The 17,849-nt window shown below is 61.7% G+C and carries 23 protein-coding genes; 15 read left to right on the top strand and 8 right to left on the bottom strand.

Going from position 1 to position 17,849, the window contains the following annotated elements; genetic code table 11:
- The first annotated feature begins 4 nt into the window (after positions 1-4).
- The 4 genes from lepB to Mgrana_RS01710 are packed head-to-tail and all read left to right on the top strand — an operon-like array spanning position 5 to position 2,160.
- A complete protein-coding gene (gene lepB / locus Mgrana_RS01725; RefSeq protein ID WP_119355877.1) occupies positions 5-745 on the top strand; it encodes a signal peptidase I in 741 nt (246 codons plus the stop codon).
- A gap of 25 nt (positions 746-770) precedes the next feature.
- Positions 771-1,085 carry a hypothetical protein gene (locus Mgrana_RS01720; protein WP_119355876.1) on the top strand — a complete coding sequence of 105 codons (315 nt, stop codon included), beginning with the start codon at positions 771-773 and terminating at the stop codon, positions 1,083-1,085.
- A 3-nt stretch (positions 1,086-1,088) separates the two neighbouring features.
- On the top strand, positions 1,089-1,427 hold the full coding sequence (locus Mgrana_RS01715; RefSeq protein WP_119355875.1) for a hypothetical protein: 339 nt from the start codon (positions 1,089-1,091) through the stop codon (positions 1,425-1,427).
- Entirely contained in the window at positions 1,393-2,160 is a 768-nt protein-coding gene (locus Mgrana_RS01710; RefSeq protein WP_119355874.1) for a nitrilase-related carbon-nitrogen hydrolase, read from the top strand. Before Mgrana_RS01715 ends, Mgrana_RS01710 begins: the two co-directional genes overlap by 35 nt.
- Here the strand turns inward: Mgrana_RS01710 and Mgrana_RS01705 are convergent.
- From Mgrana_RS01705 to Mgrana_RS01675, 7 genes are all read right to left on the bottom strand, one after another.
- On the bottom strand, positions 2,124-2,477 hold the full coding sequence (locus Mgrana_RS01705; protein WP_119355873.1) for a hypothetical protein: 354 nt from the start codon (positions 2,475-2,477) through the stop codon (positions 2,124-2,126). The two genes, Mgrana_RS01710 and Mgrana_RS01705, sit on opposite strands and share 37 nt — an antisense overlap.
- Positions 2,478-2,496: 19 nt before the next feature.
- Entirely contained in the window at positions 2,497-2,946 is a 450-nt protein-coding gene (locus Mgrana_RS01700; protein WP_119355872.1) for a hypothetical protein, read from the bottom strand.
- A 66-nt stretch (positions 2,947-3,012) separates the two neighbouring features.
- The gene (locus Mgrana_RS01695) at positions 3,013-4,230 is read right to left on the bottom strand and encodes a DUF4127 family protein (RefSeq protein ID WP_119355871.1); all 1,218 of its coding nucleotides are present in this window, start codon (positions 4,228-4,230) and stop codon (positions 3,013-3,015) included.
- A 71-nt stretch (positions 4,231-4,301) separates the two neighbouring features.
- Complete coding sequence (locus Mgrana_RS01690) at positions 4,302-5,171, bottom strand: CPBP family intramembrane glutamic endopeptidase (RefSeq protein ID WP_119355870.1); 870 nt, start codon at positions 5,169-5,171, stop codon at positions 4,302-4,304.
- 46 nt (positions 5,172-5,217) lie between these two features.
- Positions 5,218-5,733 carry a hypothetical protein gene (locus Mgrana_RS01685; RefSeq protein ID WP_119355918.1) on the bottom strand — a complete coding sequence of 172 codons (516 nt, stop codon included), beginning with the start codon at positions 5,731-5,733 and terminating at the stop codon, positions 5,218-5,220.
- 19 nt (positions 5,734-5,752) lie between these two features.
- Positions 5,753-5,944 (bottom strand): hypothetical protein, encoded by a 192-nt coding sequence (locus Mgrana_RS01680; protein ID WP_119355869.1) that lies wholly within the window; start codon positions 5,942-5,944, stop codon positions 5,753-5,755.
- Positions 5,945-6,060: 116 nt separating this feature from the next.
- Positions 6,061-6,399, bottom strand: coding sequence for a LiaF transmembrane domain-containing protein (locus Mgrana_RS01675; RefSeq protein ID WP_147021085.1), 339 nt, complete (start codon positions 6,397-6,399; stop codon positions 6,061-6,063).
- Between the two features lie 187 nt (positions 6,400-6,586).
- Between Mgrana_RS01675 and Mgrana_RS01670 the strand changes: the two genes are divergently transcribed.
- The 3 genes from Mgrana_RS01670 to Mgrana_RS01660 are packed head-to-tail and all read left to right on the top strand — an operon-like array spanning position 6,587 to position 9,103.
- Positions 6,587-6,940 carry a VOC family protein gene (locus Mgrana_RS01670; RefSeq protein ID WP_147021086.1) on the top strand — a complete coding sequence of 118 codons (354 nt, stop codon included), beginning with the start codon at positions 6,587-6,589 and terminating at the stop codon, positions 6,938-6,940.
- 31 nt (positions 6,941-6,971) lie between these two features.
- Entirely contained in the window at positions 6,972-7,607 is a 636-nt protein-coding gene (locus Mgrana_RS01665; protein WP_119355866.1) for a response regulator, read from the top strand.
- A complete protein-coding gene (locus Mgrana_RS01660) occupies positions 7,604-9,103 on the top strand; it encodes a histidine kinase (RefSeq protein ID WP_119355865.1) in 1,500 nt (499 codons plus the stop codon). Before Mgrana_RS01665 ends, Mgrana_RS01660 begins: the two co-directional genes overlap by 4 nt.
- Before the next feature lie 116 nt (positions 9,104-9,219).
- On the opposite strand, the gene Mgrana_RS16670 is transcribed toward Mgrana_RS01660, so the two are convergent.
- Entirely contained in the window at positions 9,220-9,510 is a 291-nt protein-coding gene (locus tag Mgrana_RS16670) for a hypothetical protein (protein WP_147021087.1), read from the bottom strand.
- 60 nt (positions 9,511-9,570) lie between these two features.
- On the opposite strand from Mgrana_RS16670, the gene Mgrana_RS01655 reads away from it, so the two are divergent.
- From Mgrana_RS01655 to Mgrana_RS01620, 8 genes are all read left to right on the top strand, one after another.
- Positions 9,571-10,974 carry an HD-GYP domain-containing protein gene (locus Mgrana_RS01655; RefSeq protein ID WP_240631202.1) on the top strand — a complete coding sequence of 468 codons (1,404 nt, stop codon included), beginning with the start codon at positions 9,571-9,573 and terminating at the stop codon, positions 10,972-10,974.
- Positions 10,860-11,477, top strand: coding sequence for a DUF5317 domain-containing protein (locus Mgrana_RS01650; RefSeq protein WP_119355917.1), 618 nt, complete (start codon positions 10,860-10,862; stop codon positions 11,475-11,477). Before Mgrana_RS01655 ends, Mgrana_RS01650 begins: the two co-directional genes overlap by 115 nt.
- A gap of 33 nt (positions 11,478-11,510) precedes the next feature.
- A complete protein-coding gene (locus tag Mgrana_RS01645) occupies positions 11,511-12,518 on the top strand; it encodes an isocitrate/isopropylmalate dehydrogenase family protein (protein WP_119355864.1) in 1,008 nt (335 codons plus the stop codon).
- Positions 12,519-12,853: 335 nt separating this feature from the next.
- Positions 12,854-13,990: a type IV pilus assembly protein PilM gene (gene pilM / locus Mgrana_RS01640; protein WP_119355863.1), complete on the top strand. Its 1,137-nt coding sequence runs from the start codon at positions 12,854-12,856 to the stop codon at positions 13,988-13,990.
- A complete protein-coding gene (locus Mgrana_RS01635; RefSeq protein WP_119355862.1) occupies positions 13,983-14,648 on the top strand; it encodes a flagellar protein FliT in 666 nt (221 codons plus the stop codon). The genes pilM and Mgrana_RS01635 overlap by 8 nt, the downstream gene beginning before the upstream one ends.
- Positions 14,629-15,288: a type IV pilus inner membrane component PilO gene (locus Mgrana_RS01630; protein ID WP_240631201.1), complete on the top strand. Its 660-nt coding sequence runs from the start codon at positions 14,629-14,631 to the stop codon at positions 15,286-15,288. Before Mgrana_RS01635 ends, Mgrana_RS01630 begins: the two co-directional genes overlap by 20 nt.
- Positions 15,285-16,298 carry a hypothetical protein gene (locus tag Mgrana_RS01625; RefSeq protein WP_119355860.1) on the top strand — a complete coding sequence of 338 codons (1,014 nt, stop codon included), beginning with the start codon at positions 15,285-15,287 and terminating at the stop codon, positions 16,296-16,298. Before Mgrana_RS01630 ends, Mgrana_RS01625 begins: the two co-directional genes overlap by 4 nt.
- A gap of 11 nt (positions 16,299-16,309) precedes the next feature.
- Positions 16,310-17,848, top strand: a complete 1,539-nt coding sequence (locus Mgrana_RS01620; protein ID WP_119355859.1) for a secretin N-terminal domain-containing protein — start codon at positions 16,310-16,312, stop codon at positions 17,846-17,848.
- Position 17,849: the final 1 nt, after the last annotated feature.

The raw sequence follows: 17,849 nt of genomic DNA, 5'->3' as shown, positions 1-17,849 counted from the left end.
CCGAATGCTGCAAAACTCCGAGATTGCTCGAGAAGCCCCTTCGTTTTGGCGATACCTTTGGCTGGAGTGGCTGCGCCCAGTGAGCGAAGCCGTGCTGGTGGCTCTACTGGTGACCACCTTTCTCTTCACCACCGTGGGGGTGGTGGGTACCAGCGACCTCCCCAACCTCAAATCCGGCGAGCGGCTCTGGGTGCCCAAATACCAAACCTGGCTGCATCGCTTCGGCTGGGGCAGCTTTCAGCGGGGAGAGCTGGTGGTGGTCAAACCCCCGCTCACCTCGCCCTATGCGGTGCAGCCGCTTCCGGTGCTGGGCCCGTGGGGGGCGACCTTTCGGCCCTTCTTCATCAAGCGAATTGTAGGGCTACCCGGCGATCGCCTGCGGATGGTCGCAGGACAGCTCTACATCAACGGGCGGGCGGTTCAGGAAAGCCACACGGTGCCGTACTGGCAAAAGCTGGGCCAGTGGGATCAGACCTCCGCCCTGGCCAACTCCGACACCTGGCCCTTCCGCCATGGCCAGGCCGGCGATTTTGTGGTTCCCCAGGGCATGTACTTTGTAATGGGGGACAACCGCAGCCCCGGAGGCTCGGAGGACTCGAGGGACTTCGGCCCAGTCCCCCTGAGCCAGATCGGGGGTCAGGCCAGCACGGTGGTGTGGCCCCCTTTGCAACGCGACCTCTACGGGCACTGGCAACTCAACTGGGGCAGCCTGCAGATCCCCCCTGGGCTGCGGGGTCTGCCCTGAGAACGTGATACGCTGGAGCGACGGTATGGCTAATCCTAAAGCAAAAGAAAAACCCAATAAGGAACCCTTCCCTGGGGCCTACTTCCTCGGGCTCGTCATCACCCTGGCCTTGCTGGTGGGCGTGGTAGCGGTGGGGGCTGGACTGCCCCCCGCGGTCTCCGGCTTTTTGGTGACCCTGCTGTTGGGAGTCACGGTAAATCCCAAATACGCAATCGGCTTTCTCTGCGCGGGGGTCTTTTCCGCCGTGCTGGGCTTTGCCGGCAAGGAGCCCCAGGTGGCTTGGGGTGGGGTGGGGTTGATCCTCTCGAGCCTGATCGTCTGGCGGTGGATTAAGTCCTGAGCTATGCGCCCCCGCCTTACCCCTGAACGCCTGGCCCAGACCCTAACCCTGGCTGGGGTGATTGCCGCGGTCTGGTTTTACCTGGTGGCCCGCAGCGATTTTGGGGTGGCTTTGGCGGTCGCCACCCTGGTGGGCAGCGGGGTGGTGCAGTACGGCAGCGGCAAACCCTTTATCATCCCGCTGTTTGCCCTGGTTCTGGGCCTGCTGCTGGTGGTTGAGGCGATCAATGGCAAGCTGGCGGCAACCCTGATTGGAGCGGGCTTGGGAACCGGCCTGCCCTATCTGGTCTATCGCCTGAGGAGGCATCATGAAGGCGGCTCTTCTTCATCTGGCAACCCGTGACACCCCAGAGCGCACCCTCGAGGCCGCCCTGAACTTGCTCGAGCAGGCCTACCAGCAGGGGGCCAACCTGGCGCTTTTGCCAGAGCTTTTCCCCAGCGGGTACCGCTACCCCGACGCGGTGCGAACCCCCCAGGTGCTCTCGGCCTTACAGGGCTTCGCCCAGCGCACCGGGATGGTCGTGGCCGGAGGGGTGCTCGAGACCTCAGGAGAGCGCTACGCCAACCGCGTGCACGTGCTGGGGCCAAGCGGCCCGATGGCCCGCTACACCAAAACCCACCTGATCCCCGCGTTCGGCGAGCCGGAAACCATGGTGGCGGGGAATCAGCTGGTGACCCTCGAGCTCGGGGGCTTTAACCTCGGCCTGGCCATCTGCTTCGACCTGCGCTTCCCCGAGCTATTCCGCGCCTACGCTGTGGACGGGGTGAATTTGTTCCTGGTCCCCTCGGCCTGGCCGGCCAGCCGGGCCTACGCTTGGGAACTGCTCACCAAAGCCCGGGCGGCTGAAAATCAGGCTTATCTGCTGGCGGTGAACCATGCTGAGGAACCCTTTGGGGCCGCGAGCCTGGCCCTGGATCCCCTGGGCATGGAACTGACCCGGCTCGAGTCCGAAGGGGTGCGGGTGGTGGAGCTAACCCCAGACCTGCCCAAGCGCCTGCGCGAGGAGTTCCGGGTGCTCTCGGAGCGCCGCCCCGAGCTTTACGCCGGCCTCTTGAAAAGCCCGGCGACCAAGTAGACCAGGGTCCCCAGCATGAATCCATCCCCCCAGGCCGGAGTGTAGGGCCAGAGCTGATAAAAATCAAAGCGGGCATACAGCAGCAGCGGCCAAGGCAACAGGGCCCAGACCAGCCCATATTGCCGGTATCCCACGGCCAGCAGCGCAGCCAACCCCACCCCCCGCAGATACATCAGCCAGCCCGATCCCATCTCGTTTTGATAGATGAACCAAATGAGGTTGAGCCAGATCCCCATGACCGCCCAGTTCCAGCGCAGGCGGTGCCTCAGCACCCCACCCAGACCAGCCAGACCGATCCACACCAACACATCCAGCATGGCCACAGTCTATCGTGCTCTAACCTCGGCCCTGGCTGAGCCGGGGTTGGTCCAGGAAGAACGCCCTGCGGTTTTCCGGCCACATCAGCCAAATTAGCCCCAGAATTGGCTGAATCAGGGGCAAGAAGCCGTAATCAATCCCGTAGTCGTGCCAAACGGTGCGCCCAATCACCCCCGGCTCGAGCAGGCTCAGGGTGCCCACGAGCAAGACCCCTGCGGTCTCGAGGGTCAAGATCCCGACCGCGAGCCACCAGGCCCAAGGTTTGCGCAACACAAACCCCAAGGTCGCCAGCAGGTACAGCAAGGCCGCCACCGCAGACAGCGCAGGGGGGAATTTATCGGTTACGCCCGGCTTGAAAAAGAGCTGGTAGACGGCTCGAGTCCCCGCCGAGAGCGCCAGCACAGGATAAGAAACCGCCAGAATCTGCCCGATGGCCCGAACCACTGTGGGGGTCAAGCGGTGCGACATGTACCCCAAGCTACCCACAAACAGGACCGGGGTTTGTATGGGAAATCCCGCTTTTGGTCCTGCTCCCTAGGGCACCGAAGCTGCATTTTCCCAGCGCCAGTTGAAATACGCTTCAAAGCTGCGCCGCCAAGGGGTCCAGAGCCCCGTTAGCTCGAGCTTTCCCAGGTCGAGCACCGGGGTGGGCTCGTGCTGTAAGCGCTCCAGCACATAGCGCTGGGCCTCCTCGGTCAGCGGCTCGGGGAAGCGAGCCCGCACCCAGGGCCGACCCACCTCCCCCCACAGGTACTCCAGCCAGGACCGGGCCAGCACCTCGGTACGCCGCAGCTCATCGTTTAGGAACAGTCCTCCCTGGGCCAGCGCGGTCCCGATGTTGTTGGAGGGGGTACCCCAGGCCGAGTAGGCCGCCAGTTGGGGGAGTTCCTGGGTTCCCAAGAGGTATTTCATCAGGGCCGGGTCCCCTCGGTTAACCCGGGCGATATCCGCCACAGCCACCCGCCCTTCGCGCAGGCCACGCAAAATGGTGAGGAGCCCCTGGCGTGGGTCGGGGCCGGTATACGCAACCAGCACCAGATCAGGGTTTCGCTCCACCTGAAGGGCTCCGGCCGATTGGAGCAGGCGGGACACGCTCTCCTCGAGTGGGATGCCGTCATAGCGCACCACCTGCTTGGCTGCGGCGGGGTTGTCGTATAGCACTTTGACCCGTAACCCCGGCCGCAGGGCCCGCAGCAACAATACCTGCCCGGTCTCATCGGCTCCAGGACGGGTAAACACCTGGAGGGTGGCCGCTTCAGCCAGGGCCGGGGAGCCCGGCAGGGCGTCATCCCAGGGCACCTCTACATAGTCGAAACCCGCTTCTGGGGTAAGGGTACGGAGCACCTCGAGGTTGCGCGCCCGGTCTTTGCTATCCGGGGCTCGAGGGATGATTCCAAAAATCAACACCCGCCCACCGGTGCGGAGCTTCCAGGCCAAAGCCGGGGCGATACGCCCCTTGGCCTCCTCAGCGGAGATGGTGGAGGTGCGGCTTTGCACCAGCCCGCCATATACCAGGGCATCCATGCTGACGATGAGCCTGGTGCCTGAGGTGCGATCCAGCCAAGCCGCTAGCTGAGCAGGATCGGCCCCATTCTGGCCCTGATACAGCTCCGGTGGCGGACAAAGAACCAGCCCCCAAGTGCAGGGCAGCCAGTTGGGGGGCCGATTATCGAGAGGAATGTACAGGGTCAAGCCATTCTGAGCATCAGCCAGGCTCCACAGCAGGGTAAACACGAGGGGCAAAAGGCGCATCGTTCTGAAGTCTAGGAGAGGCTCAGATGAGAAACGATTAGACGGCGATATGGATGATCAATATTTTAGAGCTATCCACCCCACACCGCCTTTAGCCGCTTGGCCGGTTCCCAAAGCCGGGTTCCCCGAGCATACACAACATAGGTAAAGCCCAGCAGGGTCAGGGCCAGCAGCACATCGAAAATTAGGCGCTCTGGAGCCGTAAGGCGCTGTGCAAACTGGAATACCCCGATCCCTAGGGAAACCCCGTCATTGTTGCCCTGCAAGAACAGATCGGCAGCGAAGTTGTGAAAGGCATGAACCACAGTGGTCACCACGAGCGAGCCGCTCTTGAGGTACAGGTAGCCCAAGGCCATTCCCACCAGGAAGTGGCTGATCAGCAGAAAATCCGGCTTCTTGAAGAAAAGGTGGGTCAGCGAGAACAACCCCGCGGAGACCAGCAGGGAAACCAAGGCGGGGTACCTCGAGAGGAGCCGCCGAAAGATAAACCCCCGGTTCAGTACCTCTTCCTGCAGCACCCCCAGTTCGCCCAAAAATCCAATCAGCAGAAGCCCCACCGAAGGTAGCTCCACCGTAAACGGGTGGATTCCCACACGGTTCAGGAGCACCATATAGCCCCCGGTGAGGCTCAGGGTCAGGAGCCCTGCACCCAGGGCAAACCCCGCATCCTTACCCCCGAAGGCAAACGAAAAGGCCTTGGCTGGAACCCCCCCCAGTTTCTGGGCATAGAGCAGGAATAAGCCACTCAGCACCCCGGCCAGCAGCACATCGGCCCACATCCGGGTGACGGGATCGTGCATCACTGCGTTGCCCAGCCCAAGGGCCAACAGCAGGCCAAAAACCAAGCCGGTTCCTAGCACAAAGACCCCGATTGCTCCCAGAATTTGGAGGGCGATCTGCCGCAGGGTCGCTTGGTTGGACAAAGGTTTGGATAGGGTCATACGGTTCTCCTCGAGGGATCTACGGATTCAGTTTTGATTTACCGAGCTACGCCAGGGCCTGCCGGGACTGGGCCAGCAGCCTGGCCCGCAAAGCCAGGCCCAGGGTGCGGGCCACAATCATGCTCAGGGCCATCAGCACAAAAGCTGCCCGCCAGGCTTCAGCGCCGGTAATTCCATGTTCGTAGGAAAACCGCCCCACCTGGGAAGCCCAAGCATGGGTCGCTAGCTCAGCGAAGAGCATTCGCCCGCCAATAACCCCAATCCAGACCGCTGCATAGCCCCAACCCGCACGAATCACGATCTGACCTTGATCCCCACTCCAGCGCACGTCCATCAAGGCCAAGGCAAGCAAGCCAAATAGGGCGCCCGCTGCCGAGGCCAAGAGGTACATCGCCCCGTTGCCCCCTTGCAGGGGGAGGCTGCCCAGGAAAAAGAAGGCCACCCCTGTGGTGATGAGTGCGGGCCGCAGATAGGTCCAGCGGTCCAAACGGCGCTCGCCGAGTTGGGTCAGAACCATCAAGGCCAAGAGGCTAAGGTTGAGTACGAGGTCTAAGGTGCTCATGTTCATCTCCTTTGGGGGGTTACAGCGGTTTCCATCCAGTGTTCTTTCGGTTCAGGCGCAACGAAAAGCGCCGCAGCCAGATCAAGGGGAGGTGAAGCCCTGTCGAGGGGGTTCGAGCGGCTCGAGCCCTCCCCTCTTGCCGGGCTTCCGCCCGAAGGGCCTCGGTGTGCTGCTGGGCTAAAGCGATCTGAAGTTCCAGGTTGGCAAACATGGCTCCTCCCTTTGGATCAATCTGAGTGTCGTTTTTCTGCGTCCTATACGCCTTGTCACTCGGCACAAGGCGGTTCTAGTACCTTTGGCCAACCCACGCTGGAGGGCTGCACTCCCTCAAGCTCTGGGGCTATGAGGCCGCACCATTGCGGCCAGACCAAGCCCAATCAGAATCAGTGGCCAGACCCCAGCAAGGGCGAGGTTGAACAAGAAGGATGCGCCCAGCAGGGTCAGCACCCCGCCTCCAACCGCTGCGGCCAAGGCTCTGCCGGAGAAGCCCTGGTCAGCCTCGAAAAAGCCATAGGCCCGGGCCAAGGCCAAAACCCCTGGCCCCAGCAGAAACAAGGCCCACCAGTTGCCGAGATCCAAGCCGGTGAGGTTTTGGATCAGGAAAACCCCACCGAGCGCCACCAGCACCATCCCGCCGATCATCGAACCTGCCCGCTGCGTCTTCATGGCTTCCTCCTGGGGGGCGGCATCGCCGCCGAACCTGGAGGCCATTAGAGCCTTTTCCGGGGCGGGGGCCATCGTCCGGCGGGGACAAAGGGCCATTGGCCTTAAGGACAATGCCCCTTTCCCCCGAGTGGCCTACCCTAGGAGGGTCTTTAGTCGCTAAGGAGCAGACCGCGCTATGATTGACAGCTTGGCAAAAGTACGCCTGTACACCCCCAACCTCGAGGAAGCCCTCGGTTTTTATCAGTTGCTGGGGCTGCATGTGATTGGAGAAACCCCGGCCCGTAAGGGGTATCGGTCGGTCAAGCTGGGATTTGCTAAGGGTCAGGCCCACCTAGAAATCCACAATGACCCCATTCTCCAGTTCGCCGACGTGGTGCTCGAGGTCTCCGACATAGAAGCCATCTACCGCCAGCTCCGCTGTAACCCCAGCGTGCTCTGGCTCCAGCTCCCCACCCAAACCCCCTACGGTTGGAGCGCAAGCCTGCGCGGCCCCGATGGGAACATGATTGGCCTGGTTTCCAAGGGCGCTGCAACCCCCTAACCAAGCCCCAGCCCAGTGGCATACTGAAGCGGTGAGCGATTCTCCCATCAAGGTTCTGCTGGTAGATGACCACGGTGTGGTCCGCCAGGGAATGCGGCTATACCTCTCTGCCGATCCCCAAATTCAGATTGTGGGTGAGGCCAAGAACGGCCAAGAAGCCCTGGAGCAGGTTGAGAAGCTCGCTCCAAACGTGGTGATCATGGATCTTTTGATGCCGGTCATGGACGGTATCAGCGCAACCCGCGAAATCAAGCGGCGCTTCCCTGAGGTGGAGGTGGTCGCAGTGACCAGCGTCCTCGAGGACAAGAAGGTGGTGGATGCGGTACAGGCTGGGGCCATGGGCTATCTGCTCAAGGACGCCGATGCCACAGCCCTCTCCGAGGCCATTCACGCCGCCAATCGAGGCGAGGTACGGCTGCATCCCGAAGCGGCCAAACGCCTGGTGCGCGAGGTGCGCACCCCCCAGATGCGCGAAGCCCTTACCCCCCGGGAAACCGAGGTGCTCCGCTTGCTGGCCAAAGGCCTCTCCAACAAAGCCATTGCCCGTGAGACCGGGGTGGAAGAGCGTACGGTAAAAGCCCACGTGAGCAGCATTATGGCCAAGCTCGAGGTAAGCTCACGCACCCAAGCTGCGCTCTTTGCCCTCAAGGAAGGATTGGTCGAGTGAAACCGCTCGATCCTGCGCTGCTGTACAGCCTGGTGGCCTCCTCTTTGGATGGGATTGTGGTCCTCGAAGAACGCTGGAAGGTGGCCTATGCCAATGCCGCCGCTTGCCGGATCCTAGAACGGCCAGAACAGGAAGTTATAGGGCACAGCATTCTCGAGTTCATCGCTCCACACTACCGCGCTGCGCAGCAAGCGCAGGCTACCCGTGGGGTGGCCGGGCTTTACGACACCATCATTCGTAGGCCAGGCGGGCAGGAGCGAATCGTCACCTACTCCACCGAGCTGTTGGAGAACCCCGAGACCAGCTTTGCCATCCTGCGGGACGTGACCGAAGAACGCCAGGCTCAGGCTGAGCTCGAGCGCAAAAACAAGCAGCTTGCGGCTTTGCTCGAGGTCTCCCGCGATGTGGCCTTGACCTTGGAGCTTAAGCCCCTGCTGGCCCAGTTGTTGGAGAAGCTCGCTGGGTTGGTGGAGTATTCGGGGGCGGCAATTTTCGTGCTGCATGGCGAGGTGCTCGAGCTGCTCTGCTACCATGGCCCACTCCCCCAAGAACAGCTGGTCCAGAGCTGGGATCTACAGGTTGCCACCCATACCGCCGAGGTCATCCGCAGCCGCAATCCGGTGGTCATTCCTGACGTTCACGCCGATACCCAGATGGCCAAGGCCTTCCGGGTGACCGCCCAAACTCAACTGGGGTACATCCCCGAGCGTATCGGCACCTGGATGGGGGTTCCGCTCATGGTGCGTGACCGTATCCTGGGGGTGCTGGCCTTTGACCACCAAAGCCCTCAGGCCTACCGTCAGGAGCAGATCGAGCTGGCCCAGATTTTCGCTCAGCAAGCGGCCGCCGCCATCGAAAATGCCCAGCTTTTTGAGCAGGCTCAGGGTAAGGCGGCGCTCGAGGAGCGGGCCCGGCTGGCTCGAGAGCTCCATGACTCCGTCTCCCAAGCCCTCTACGGCATTGTCCTGGGGGCCAGGGCCGCACTGAACGCAGCCGAACATAACCCCCAGGCCCTGCGTGAGCCGCTCGACTACATTCTCTCCCTCGCCCAGGCTGGGATCGCCGAGATGCGGGCGCTGATCTTTGAGCTGCGCCCCGAGTCCCTGGCCGAGGAAGGGCTGGTGGCCGCCCTAGCCCGCCAGGCTGCAGCGCTCAAGGCCCGGTATGGCCTCGAGGTTGAAACCCATCTCGGTGAAGAGCCTGAGATTCCCCTCGAGGCCAAGGAAGCGCTATATCGCATCGCACAAGAAGCCCTGCACAACGTGGTCAAGCATGCCGAGGCCACAAAGGTTAGCCTCCGGCTCGAGCACAGCCCGCAGCAACTCGTCTTGCAAGTGCAGGACGATGGTCGGGGCTTTGATCCCCACCAGGAGTTTCCTGGGCACCTAGGCCAGCGCACTATGCGCGAGCGGGCCCAGGCCATCGGGGCCCGGCTACACCTCATCAGCGCCCAGGGCTGCGGCACCCGCGTGAACGTTTCGCTCGAGCTGGGCTAGGCTCAGGCCTTCACCTCGAGCTAATCCACCGGTGGCATACTGGTCTTGGATACGTAACGCCCTCTTGAATTTTTTGGTTCAAATATCACAGCGTATCCCGGAAGCACGGCCTAACATTAGCTCAGCCTGCCCATTGCAGGCGCAAATTCTCGGGTTTGTGTTTCTGTTGCAGTTTTGATTGAGTTAAAATCAAGACTTTTTAGTCTTTTGCCTATTGACGGCAAGGGGTCGTATGGGTATGCTCCTGCCAGTTGGAAGCCAAAAACAAAACCCGCTTCCACACCGTCTGGGAGGACACCATGAAAAAGACCGCTCTTAAGATCGCTGCTCTCATTTCCTCCTTGATTGCCCTCGCATTCGCCGCTGGTGCCGCTACCAGCTGGGGTTAAGCCTTCCTGTAAGGCCATTTCGGTGCAGGCTGTGATGCCTGCACCTGTTCTTTTGGTTTTGGGCGGTAGACTCACCCTGTGCGGCCGTGGTTTGAACTGCCCCCCCCTAGGGTACTGGCCTACATCTTGGCCCTTCTAGGGCTGCTAGTCGGGGTTGAAGCCCTGCTGTGGCGGCTCAGCCACCACCAGCCCTTTAGCTGGCTGGACGTGGGGTTTTGGGCGGTGCTGGCCTTCATCGGGACCCGAAGCAGGGTACAGCTCCCCTTCGATGCCTCAATGTCCCACCTCTTTGTGGTGGCCCTGGCCATCGCCGTATACCTTCCTGGCTGGCTGGCCCCGCTGGTGGTTTTTTTGGCTTCTGTGGATAGGAAGTTCGGGCGGCCCGACTACCCTTGGTATAAGGAGCTGTTCAACAAGACCCAGCACGGGCTGGCCACCGGGCTCAGCGCCCTGGTGTGGTATTTTTTCACCACCTACGGGCGGTTCTTGGGTGGAGAAGTAGGGATATACGTAAGCCAGGGGCTGGGGATAGGACTTGCCTCGGTGGTCTTTGTATTCATAAATATTTCGGCTGTTGCTTATGTTATCCACCTGGTCTCGGGGGCTTCTTTCCGAAAGATATGGTTCGAGAACTACAGCTGGCTCTGGAAAAGTTGCCTTATCCTGGCTCCGGTTGGGTTGCTGCTGGCCAAGTCCTACACCACCCCCATCCTGTTCGGCTGGGGGGGGTTTACGGTGTTGTTCCTGATGCTCCTGCTGTACTACTCCCGCTACTACTGGGACGAAAAGGTGAAGCTCGAGGAGGCCTTCGACAACACCGTTGAGGTGTTGATGCGAACCATTGACGCCAAAGACCCCTATACCCGCCTGCACTCCGAGCGGGTTGCTGCCATCGTGGCCGACATGGCCGAGCGCATGGGGTTTGACAACGCCGATCTCAAGCGCATCACCTACGCGGCCCGGATTCACGATATCGGCAAGGTAGCCATCCCCGACTCGGTGTTGCTCAAGCCCAGCAAGCTGAGCGCTGAAGAGTTTGACCTGGTCAAAAGCCACGCCAACCGGGGGGTTGAGGTACTGAGGCCGGTGCTGCCCTTTGTGGCCAAAGGGGTGAAGCAGGTGATCTTGTACCACCATGAGCGCTGGGATGGCAACGGTTATCCTGAACGGCTACAGGGGGAGCAAATTCACCCTTGGGCGCGGCTGGTTTCGCTGGCCGACTCCTACGAGGCCATGACCGCTGGGCGGTCATATACCCAGGCCAAGTCGCCACAAGTCGCCCTTGATGAAATAATAGCTCTGGCCGGGCGCCAGTTTGACCCCGAAGCCGTTAAGGTTTTCGAGCAAGCTTGGCTCGAGAACCCCATCTGGAAAGACCGGGAGGTTTTCTTACGAGCCTATTCCTCGCTGCTGCCCTCGTCGGAGTTGCCCTTGCCCTCCTCGCCGGAGCCCGTCCCCGCGACCTTGCCGGTCTCGAGCTAAAGGCGGGTTGGGCCTTTGTCCTAGCGGCCCTCCTTAACGGGGGGCTAGCCCTCGCTACCTACAAGAACCTGCTCCCCCCCGAGGTCGCCGGGCCGCTGGCCAAGCTGCTGGTGCTGCTGTTGGTGGGGTATGGGTTGTGGCTCAACAACCATCTCAGGGGGTTGTGGTTCGCTACCCTGGGGCTTTTGAGCAATACCCTGGTGATTTTTGCCAATGGCGGTCATATGCCCGTGAGCCCGGTGGCTCTGCGGGCGGCCGGGATGGAGTATGCCATTGACGAGGTGGCGCGAAAATACGATGCGGTGCACAGCCTGATGGACGCCTCCACCCGCTTGTGGATGCTGGGAGACATTATCCCTTTGCGAATCGGGGATGTGTACCATAAGGTCATCAGCATTGGGGATGTGTACCTGGCCATAGGCGTAGCCCTGACGATCCTCGAGGGCGCCCTGCAGGCCCGGCGCAAGGCCGAAGAACCCTTTGACATTGACCTGCGGTTTTAAGTTCAGCGCTACAATGGCCCAGGGTGATTTCACGTGAAGAACAACTACAAGATTTGTCTTATCGAGGGCGACGGCATCGGGCACGAAGTAATTCCAGCTGCGCGCATCGCCCTAGAAGCCACCGGGCTACCGCTCGAGTTCGTCGAGGCTCGAGCGGGATACGAGCTCTTTGAAGAGGTGGGCACCTCAGTACCCGACGCCACCGTAGAAGCAGTCACCCACACCGACGCCACGCTATTTGGGGCCGCAACCAGCCCCACCCAGAAAATCCCTGGGTTCTTTGGGGCCATCCGCTACCTGAGGCGCAAACTCGACCTCTTTGCCAACGTGCGCCCGGCCCGGCATCACCCCGTGCCGGGCTCACGCGAGGGGGTGGATTTAGTGGTGGTGCGGGAAAACACCGAGGGGCTTTATGTGGAGCAGGAGCGCACCTACTTAGGGGGCGAGATCGCCATTGCCGACACCGTAATTACCCGCCGGGCCAGCGCCCGCATCGGTGAATACGCTGCTCGGCTGGCGGCCAGCCGCCCGCGCAAAAGTCTGCATATCGCGCATAAGGCCAACGTACTACCGGTGACCCAAGGCCTGTTTTTGAGCACTGCTCGAGCCGAGGCCGCCAAGCACCCCGAGGTGACCACCCAAGACATCATCATTGACAACTGCGCCATGCAGTTGGTGCGCGCTCCGGAGCGTTTCGATGTGATCGTCACCACCAACCTCTTTGGGGACATCCTCTCCGACCTCACCGCGGGGTTGGTCGGGGGCTTGGGGATCGCCGCCAGCGGAAACATCGGCCTCGAGCATGCGGTCTTTGAGCCGGTGCACGGCAGCGCCCCCGACATCGCCGGAAAGGGCATCGCCAACCCCGCCGCCACCATCTTCTCCGCCGCGATGATGCTGGAGCATCTGGGTGAACACGCCGCCGCAGCGCGGCTCGAGCGAGCGGTTGACAAGGTGCTGGCAGAGGGACCTCGTACCCCCGACCTGGGCGGCAGGGCCACCACCCGTGAGTTTGCTGAAGCGGTGGCTCGAGCCTTCTAGGCCCATTTTCCGTCTATCCGGGTGCGACCGGGGGTCTGAGACGAAGATTAATCTTGCCTTTAGATACGCTTTTCCTGCTTGAGCTTTGCCCTTGGATATCGTAAAACCCCTTGGGCAGGGAATTCTTCGTTGCTCCAGCGCTTAGGCGTCCTCCGCGACTTGCATGGCCCAGGCTGCCCTTAAAACCCCATGAGCATCGAAAGGTTAAGGCCAATGTGCAAATGCCCGCGTAAAACCCCAGAGGTCAAGTAAAGTAGGCGATGTGAGCACGGAAACGCGGTTTTGCCATGCTATACTTACACACACCATGAGATTTGTGTGGGAAAGGGGTCGGCGTGCGTGACTTCTTTGGCGGCTTATTGCGGCCCAGGGTCGAGGCGCTCGGCCTAGAGATCGGGACGTCCAACCTCAAGCTGGTGGAGCTCTCGGGGAACCCACCCTCTCTGCGTGGTCTGGCAATCCGGCCAACCCCCCCTGGGGCCATCCAGGAAGGCTCGATTGTAGAGCCTGGGGCGCTGGCCAACGAACTGCGAGAGATGCTCGGGGAACTCCGAACCCGCAAGCGCTACGTGGTTACTGCGGCCAGCAACCTCTCGGTGATCACCCGCACCCTCCAGGTCCCCAAAATGCCCCTCAAGCAGATGGACGAGGCGGTGCGCTGGGAAGCCGAGCGCTACATCCCTTTCCCCATTGACGAGGTGGTTCTCGATTACTCGCTTCTGGACAGCCATGAAACCATACCCGATGGCGAACAGATGGACGTGGTGGTCGGGGCTGCGCGCCAAGAGACCGTGGCCAGCCTGGTTGAAACCCTCAAAGCCGCCGGCCTCGAGCCGGTGGTCATTGACGTTAAGCCCTTTGCTGGGCTGCGCACCCTCGGGGGGCGGCTCAAGGGAACCGACCGGGAGCCCATCACCCTGTTCCTGGAGATCGGGGCTGAAAGCAGCGCGCTGGTGCTCACCCGGGGCGAGCGCCTGCTGCTGAACCGCATCATCAACCTCTCCGGCAAGGACTTCACCGCCGCCATTTCCAAAGCCTTCAACCTAGACCCGGTAGCGGCGGAAGACGCCAAGAAAAACTACGGTCTGGCCACCATCCCTACCGAGGATGAAGACCTGCTCCTGGACTTTGATGCCGAGCGTGAGCGCTTTAATCCCGCACGAATGTACGACGCCATCCGCCCGGTGTTGGTCGAGCTGACCACCGAGTTGCGCCGCAGCCTCGAGTTCTTCCGGGTTCAGGTCGGAGATCTGGGGGTGGATCAGGGCTTCGTCGCCGGAGGGGGCAGCAAGCTGCGCAGCCTGGTGCCCCTGCTGGCCGACACCCTGGGCATCCCGCTGGAGATTGCAGACCCCTGGCAGGGAATTCAGGTGGACAAGAGCAAGTTCGATCTGGATTACCTCAGGGGGTTATCCGCAGAGTTCGCGGTACCGATCGGCCTGGCCCTACGGGGGGTGAGTCCGCTTGATTAATCTCAACCTGCTCCCTAAAAACCTACGCCGCCGGGTTGAGCCTGGCTGGTGGCGGTTGGCTGCCGGGGTCTTCGTGCTGGCCATCCTGGGTACGGTGGGTATCCTGCACTACAACGCCCTAACCCGGGTACAGGCCCTGGAAAACGAGCGCGACCAGCTTCAGCTCGAGGTCAACGTGCTGCGGCCTTTCATCGCCGAGCAGAACCGGCTCAATAGTCAGCAGCAAGACCTGCAGCGGCTCCTCTCGGTACGCAACGCCCTGCGGACCAAGTTTGTACCCTGGTCCGATGACCTAGCATTGGTCATCAACCAGATCCCCCGTGAGGGCAAAGGCTTTGGGGTAGCCCTCAAGAGCATCTCCAGCAAAGCCCTTACCCCCCAGGAAGTCAGCGCGGGCACCGCCAACGGCGCCTACGACGGCAAACCGGTCAACGTGGAGTTTGCCCTGCAGGGCCAGGCCTTGGGTCAGAATGCCCTGATCCGCTTCGTACAGGCCTTTGAGTCCTCCGATCGCTTCGGCATCAACTTCCAACAGGCCAACCTGGACCAAAACAGTGGGCTTTACAACTTCGGAGCCACCATCGGCTTAATTGCCCCAACCCAGACAGCCCAAGTCAACAACCCAGGAGGTGCGCAAAATGGTAGCCCTTCTCGCTAGAATGGGCCAGCGCGAGTGGGCCATTGTCTCCATTGTGGTGGCCCTGCTGTTGGGGCTGCTGTGGTACTTCTTCGTTACCCAGCCCCTGCAAAACCGTATTCCCGACCTCGAGGCCAACATTCAGCAGCTCCAAAGCGAGCGGGACAAAGGCCGCGCGGCCCAGGCTGCCCTGCCCCAGCTGCGCGCTACCATTGCGCAGCTCGAGGCCGAGCGTCAGGCTTTCCTGCGTGAGCTGCCCCCTACCGAGCAGATCGGTCAGGTGCTGAGCCTGCTGGCCCAGCGGGCCAGGGAGAGTGGGGTGGTGCTCAAAACCCTCAACCGCACCCCCGGCGGCCCCTCGGATGTGGCCAATGTGCGCAGCACCAATCTGGCTATCACGGTGGAATCCCCCTTCCCCGAGTTGTATGTCTTTTTGAAGCAGCTCGAGAACCTGCAACGCTTCTCCACCATCTCCGGGCTCAACCTGGCCTTGGGGGGCGATCAAACCGCCAATCCACCCATCAATACCAGCCTAACCATGACGGTCTACACCTACACCGGACAAGGCTCGGAAGCTCAGCCTGCGGTCCAGGGCCAGCCTACCCAGGGCCAGCCAGGACAAGCCCCTAACCCATCCTCCCAGCCTGGAGGTCGGCCGTGAATTTTCTCCAGCGGATGCCCCAATCAGCCAAGGTTGCCCTGGTCGCAGCTCTGCTGGTTGGCGCGGTGGCCACGTGGTATCTAGGCTTTGTGCGGCCCAATCAGATGGCCCAGCAATCCCTTCTTCCTCCCACCCAGACCAATCCGACCCCCCAAACTGCCCGGCCGTTGGAGGTTTTACCCCTACCTTTCTTGGTCACGGAGGCCCCCAAAACCCCTACAGACACCAAGGGTGAGGCCGTCGCCAGCACCCCTACCGCTCCTGCGCCCAAAGTGACCGTTCCCCCCAACCCCTTTGTACCGCTGATCGTAGAGAACCCGGCTCAGGCTACCCCGGTGGCCCAGGCCACCCCGCCGGCCAGCGCGCGACCCAGCCTGAGCCCCGTCACGGCCCGCCCGATTCCCATGCAAGCAGGTCGGGTCACCGTGCAGCAGCCGATCACCCCGCTGCCTCAAGCCAACCTACCGGCCACCCGGCCCGCACAGCCCAGCACACCTAGCCTGACCGCCGTGCAGGGCCAGGCCCGCCTTAGCCCAGGCGGCAACGGGAACAGCTTGCCGGGATCGCTTAGCCTGAGCAGTGGGGCCCTGCCCATTCGCTTGGCCCCGCTGAGCCGTGAGCTGAGCGCAAGCAGCCCACAGGATCAGACCACTGCTGCCCTAGACCCCAGCCTCGAGAGCAACACCCGCCTCGACTATGCCCGAGCGGAACTGGATGCTCGAGTCAACCAAGTGCTCCAACCCACTAGCAACCTCAGCAAACCCCAAGAGGCTGTGGCGGCTAGTGGCGTGGGGCAGTATGTGCGCGAACAAGGGCTCAAGCTCTCGGGCGTGGTCTTGGGGGCCACCAACGTAGCTATTTTCCAGACCAAAGATGGCTTCGTGGTGTTACCGGTAGGCCGAACTCTACCCGGAAGCGAGATTCTACTCAAAAGCCTAAACACGAAAGAAGCGCTGTTGGTGCGGGGTTCGGAGACTCTGAACCTCCCGGTTGAAGACCAAGCCCCTTGAGGCGGTGAACCATGAGAAGACTTGTTGCCCTTTTAGTGATCCTCAGCCTAGCCATGGCGGGTAGCCTCCCCAAGGACGCCCGTTTCGATCAGCCGGTTACCAACGTGGGGGCCAATATGCCCTTGGCTGCCCTGCTCGAGGCCCTCGCCAAGAGTGTAGGGCTCTCCCCCATCCTCCGCGATATTCCCCAGGTTACGGTCAATGCGGACCTAGACAAAAAGCCCTTCCGCCAGGTCTGGGATCTCCTGATCAACGCCTATGGCGACGGCAAACTGGATTATGCCCTGCTGGACAACAATGTGATCGTAGTAGGGCCGCCGGCCATCGTGCAGCAAGCCCAGGGGCAGCAAGCCCAAACCCCTCCAAGCAGCGAGCCCACCACTCGAGAGTTTTACAATGTTCGCTCCTCGGAACCGGCCCAGTTGGCCCAGTTCATCCAGCAGGAAATACCTGGGGTAAAGGTGAGCGTTACCCCTGGAGCCAACGTGCTGGTGGTGACTGGAACCGCCAAGCAACAGGCCGATGTCAGCGCCCTGCTACAGCGGGTAGACCAGCCCAAGATCACAACTACCGTACCCATAGTGCAGAAGTCGTTCGCCCTTTCCCACGCTAAAGCGGTGGAGCTGGCTCCCGTGCTGACCAACGCCCTGCAAGGGGGAAACCCGGCCTCCTCCAGCGGCCCGGCGCAAGGCCAAGCAGGGGGAACCGGCGCGGCTACAGTGGTTGCGGATGCTCGGTCCAACACCATCATCGTCACCGGGACCCCCGACCAAATTGCCCTGATTGACCGGCTGATCCCCCAGCTAGACCGCCCGGTTCAGCAGGTGCAGCTCCAGATTCGCGTCCAGAGTGTGAATAGCGAGGTGTTTCGCAACCTTGGGGTTACCTGGCAAACCATCTCCGGGGGCAACCTGGTCGGCAGCATTCTAGAAACCGGGCTGAACCTCATCTTTGATGCCACCCGCAGCCTGACCTCGCTCAACATTCGGGCCACCCTAGATGCCCTCGAGGGCCAGAGCCTTTCCCGCCGGCTGAGCGATACCAACCTGCTGGTCGAGGACAACTACGGCGCCGATACCGGCGACCTCAGAACCACCGGAGCCAAGGGGGCCGAGGTCAAGGTAGGAGGATTGCTGATTATCCCGCTCACTACCGCCACCTCCACCGGAACTGCCCAGACCAGCACCCGCGAAGTTGACTATGGCTTGTTGGTGCGGGTACGTCCGCAAATCACCAACGATGGCAACGTGATCTTGGAGGTGTACACCCAGGTTGGCGACGACCCCACCTCTGGCCCGGTCTCTGGCAGCGTTCGAATCCCCCAGCAAACCACCCTGTCCAAGCTGCGGGTCAAGGACGGCCAGACCCTGGTACTGGGGGGCCTAATCCAGAAAACCACCACCAACAGCGAGACCAAAGTGCCCTTTTTAGGGGATATCCCCCTGCTGGGCGAGCTGTTCAAGCAGAGCAAGCGCGACACCAAAGACGATGAGCTCATCGTCATCATCACCGCCAACATCGTCAAAGATCAAACCGCAGCCGCCCGCTAGT

This window comes from Meiothermus granaticius NBRC 107808 (assembly GCF_003574355.1).
Lineage (GTDB): Bacteria > Deinococcota > Deinococci > Deinococcales > Thermaceae > Meiothermus > Meiothermus granaticius.
This window is presented reverse-complemented; position numbering and strand designations above follow the sequence as displayed.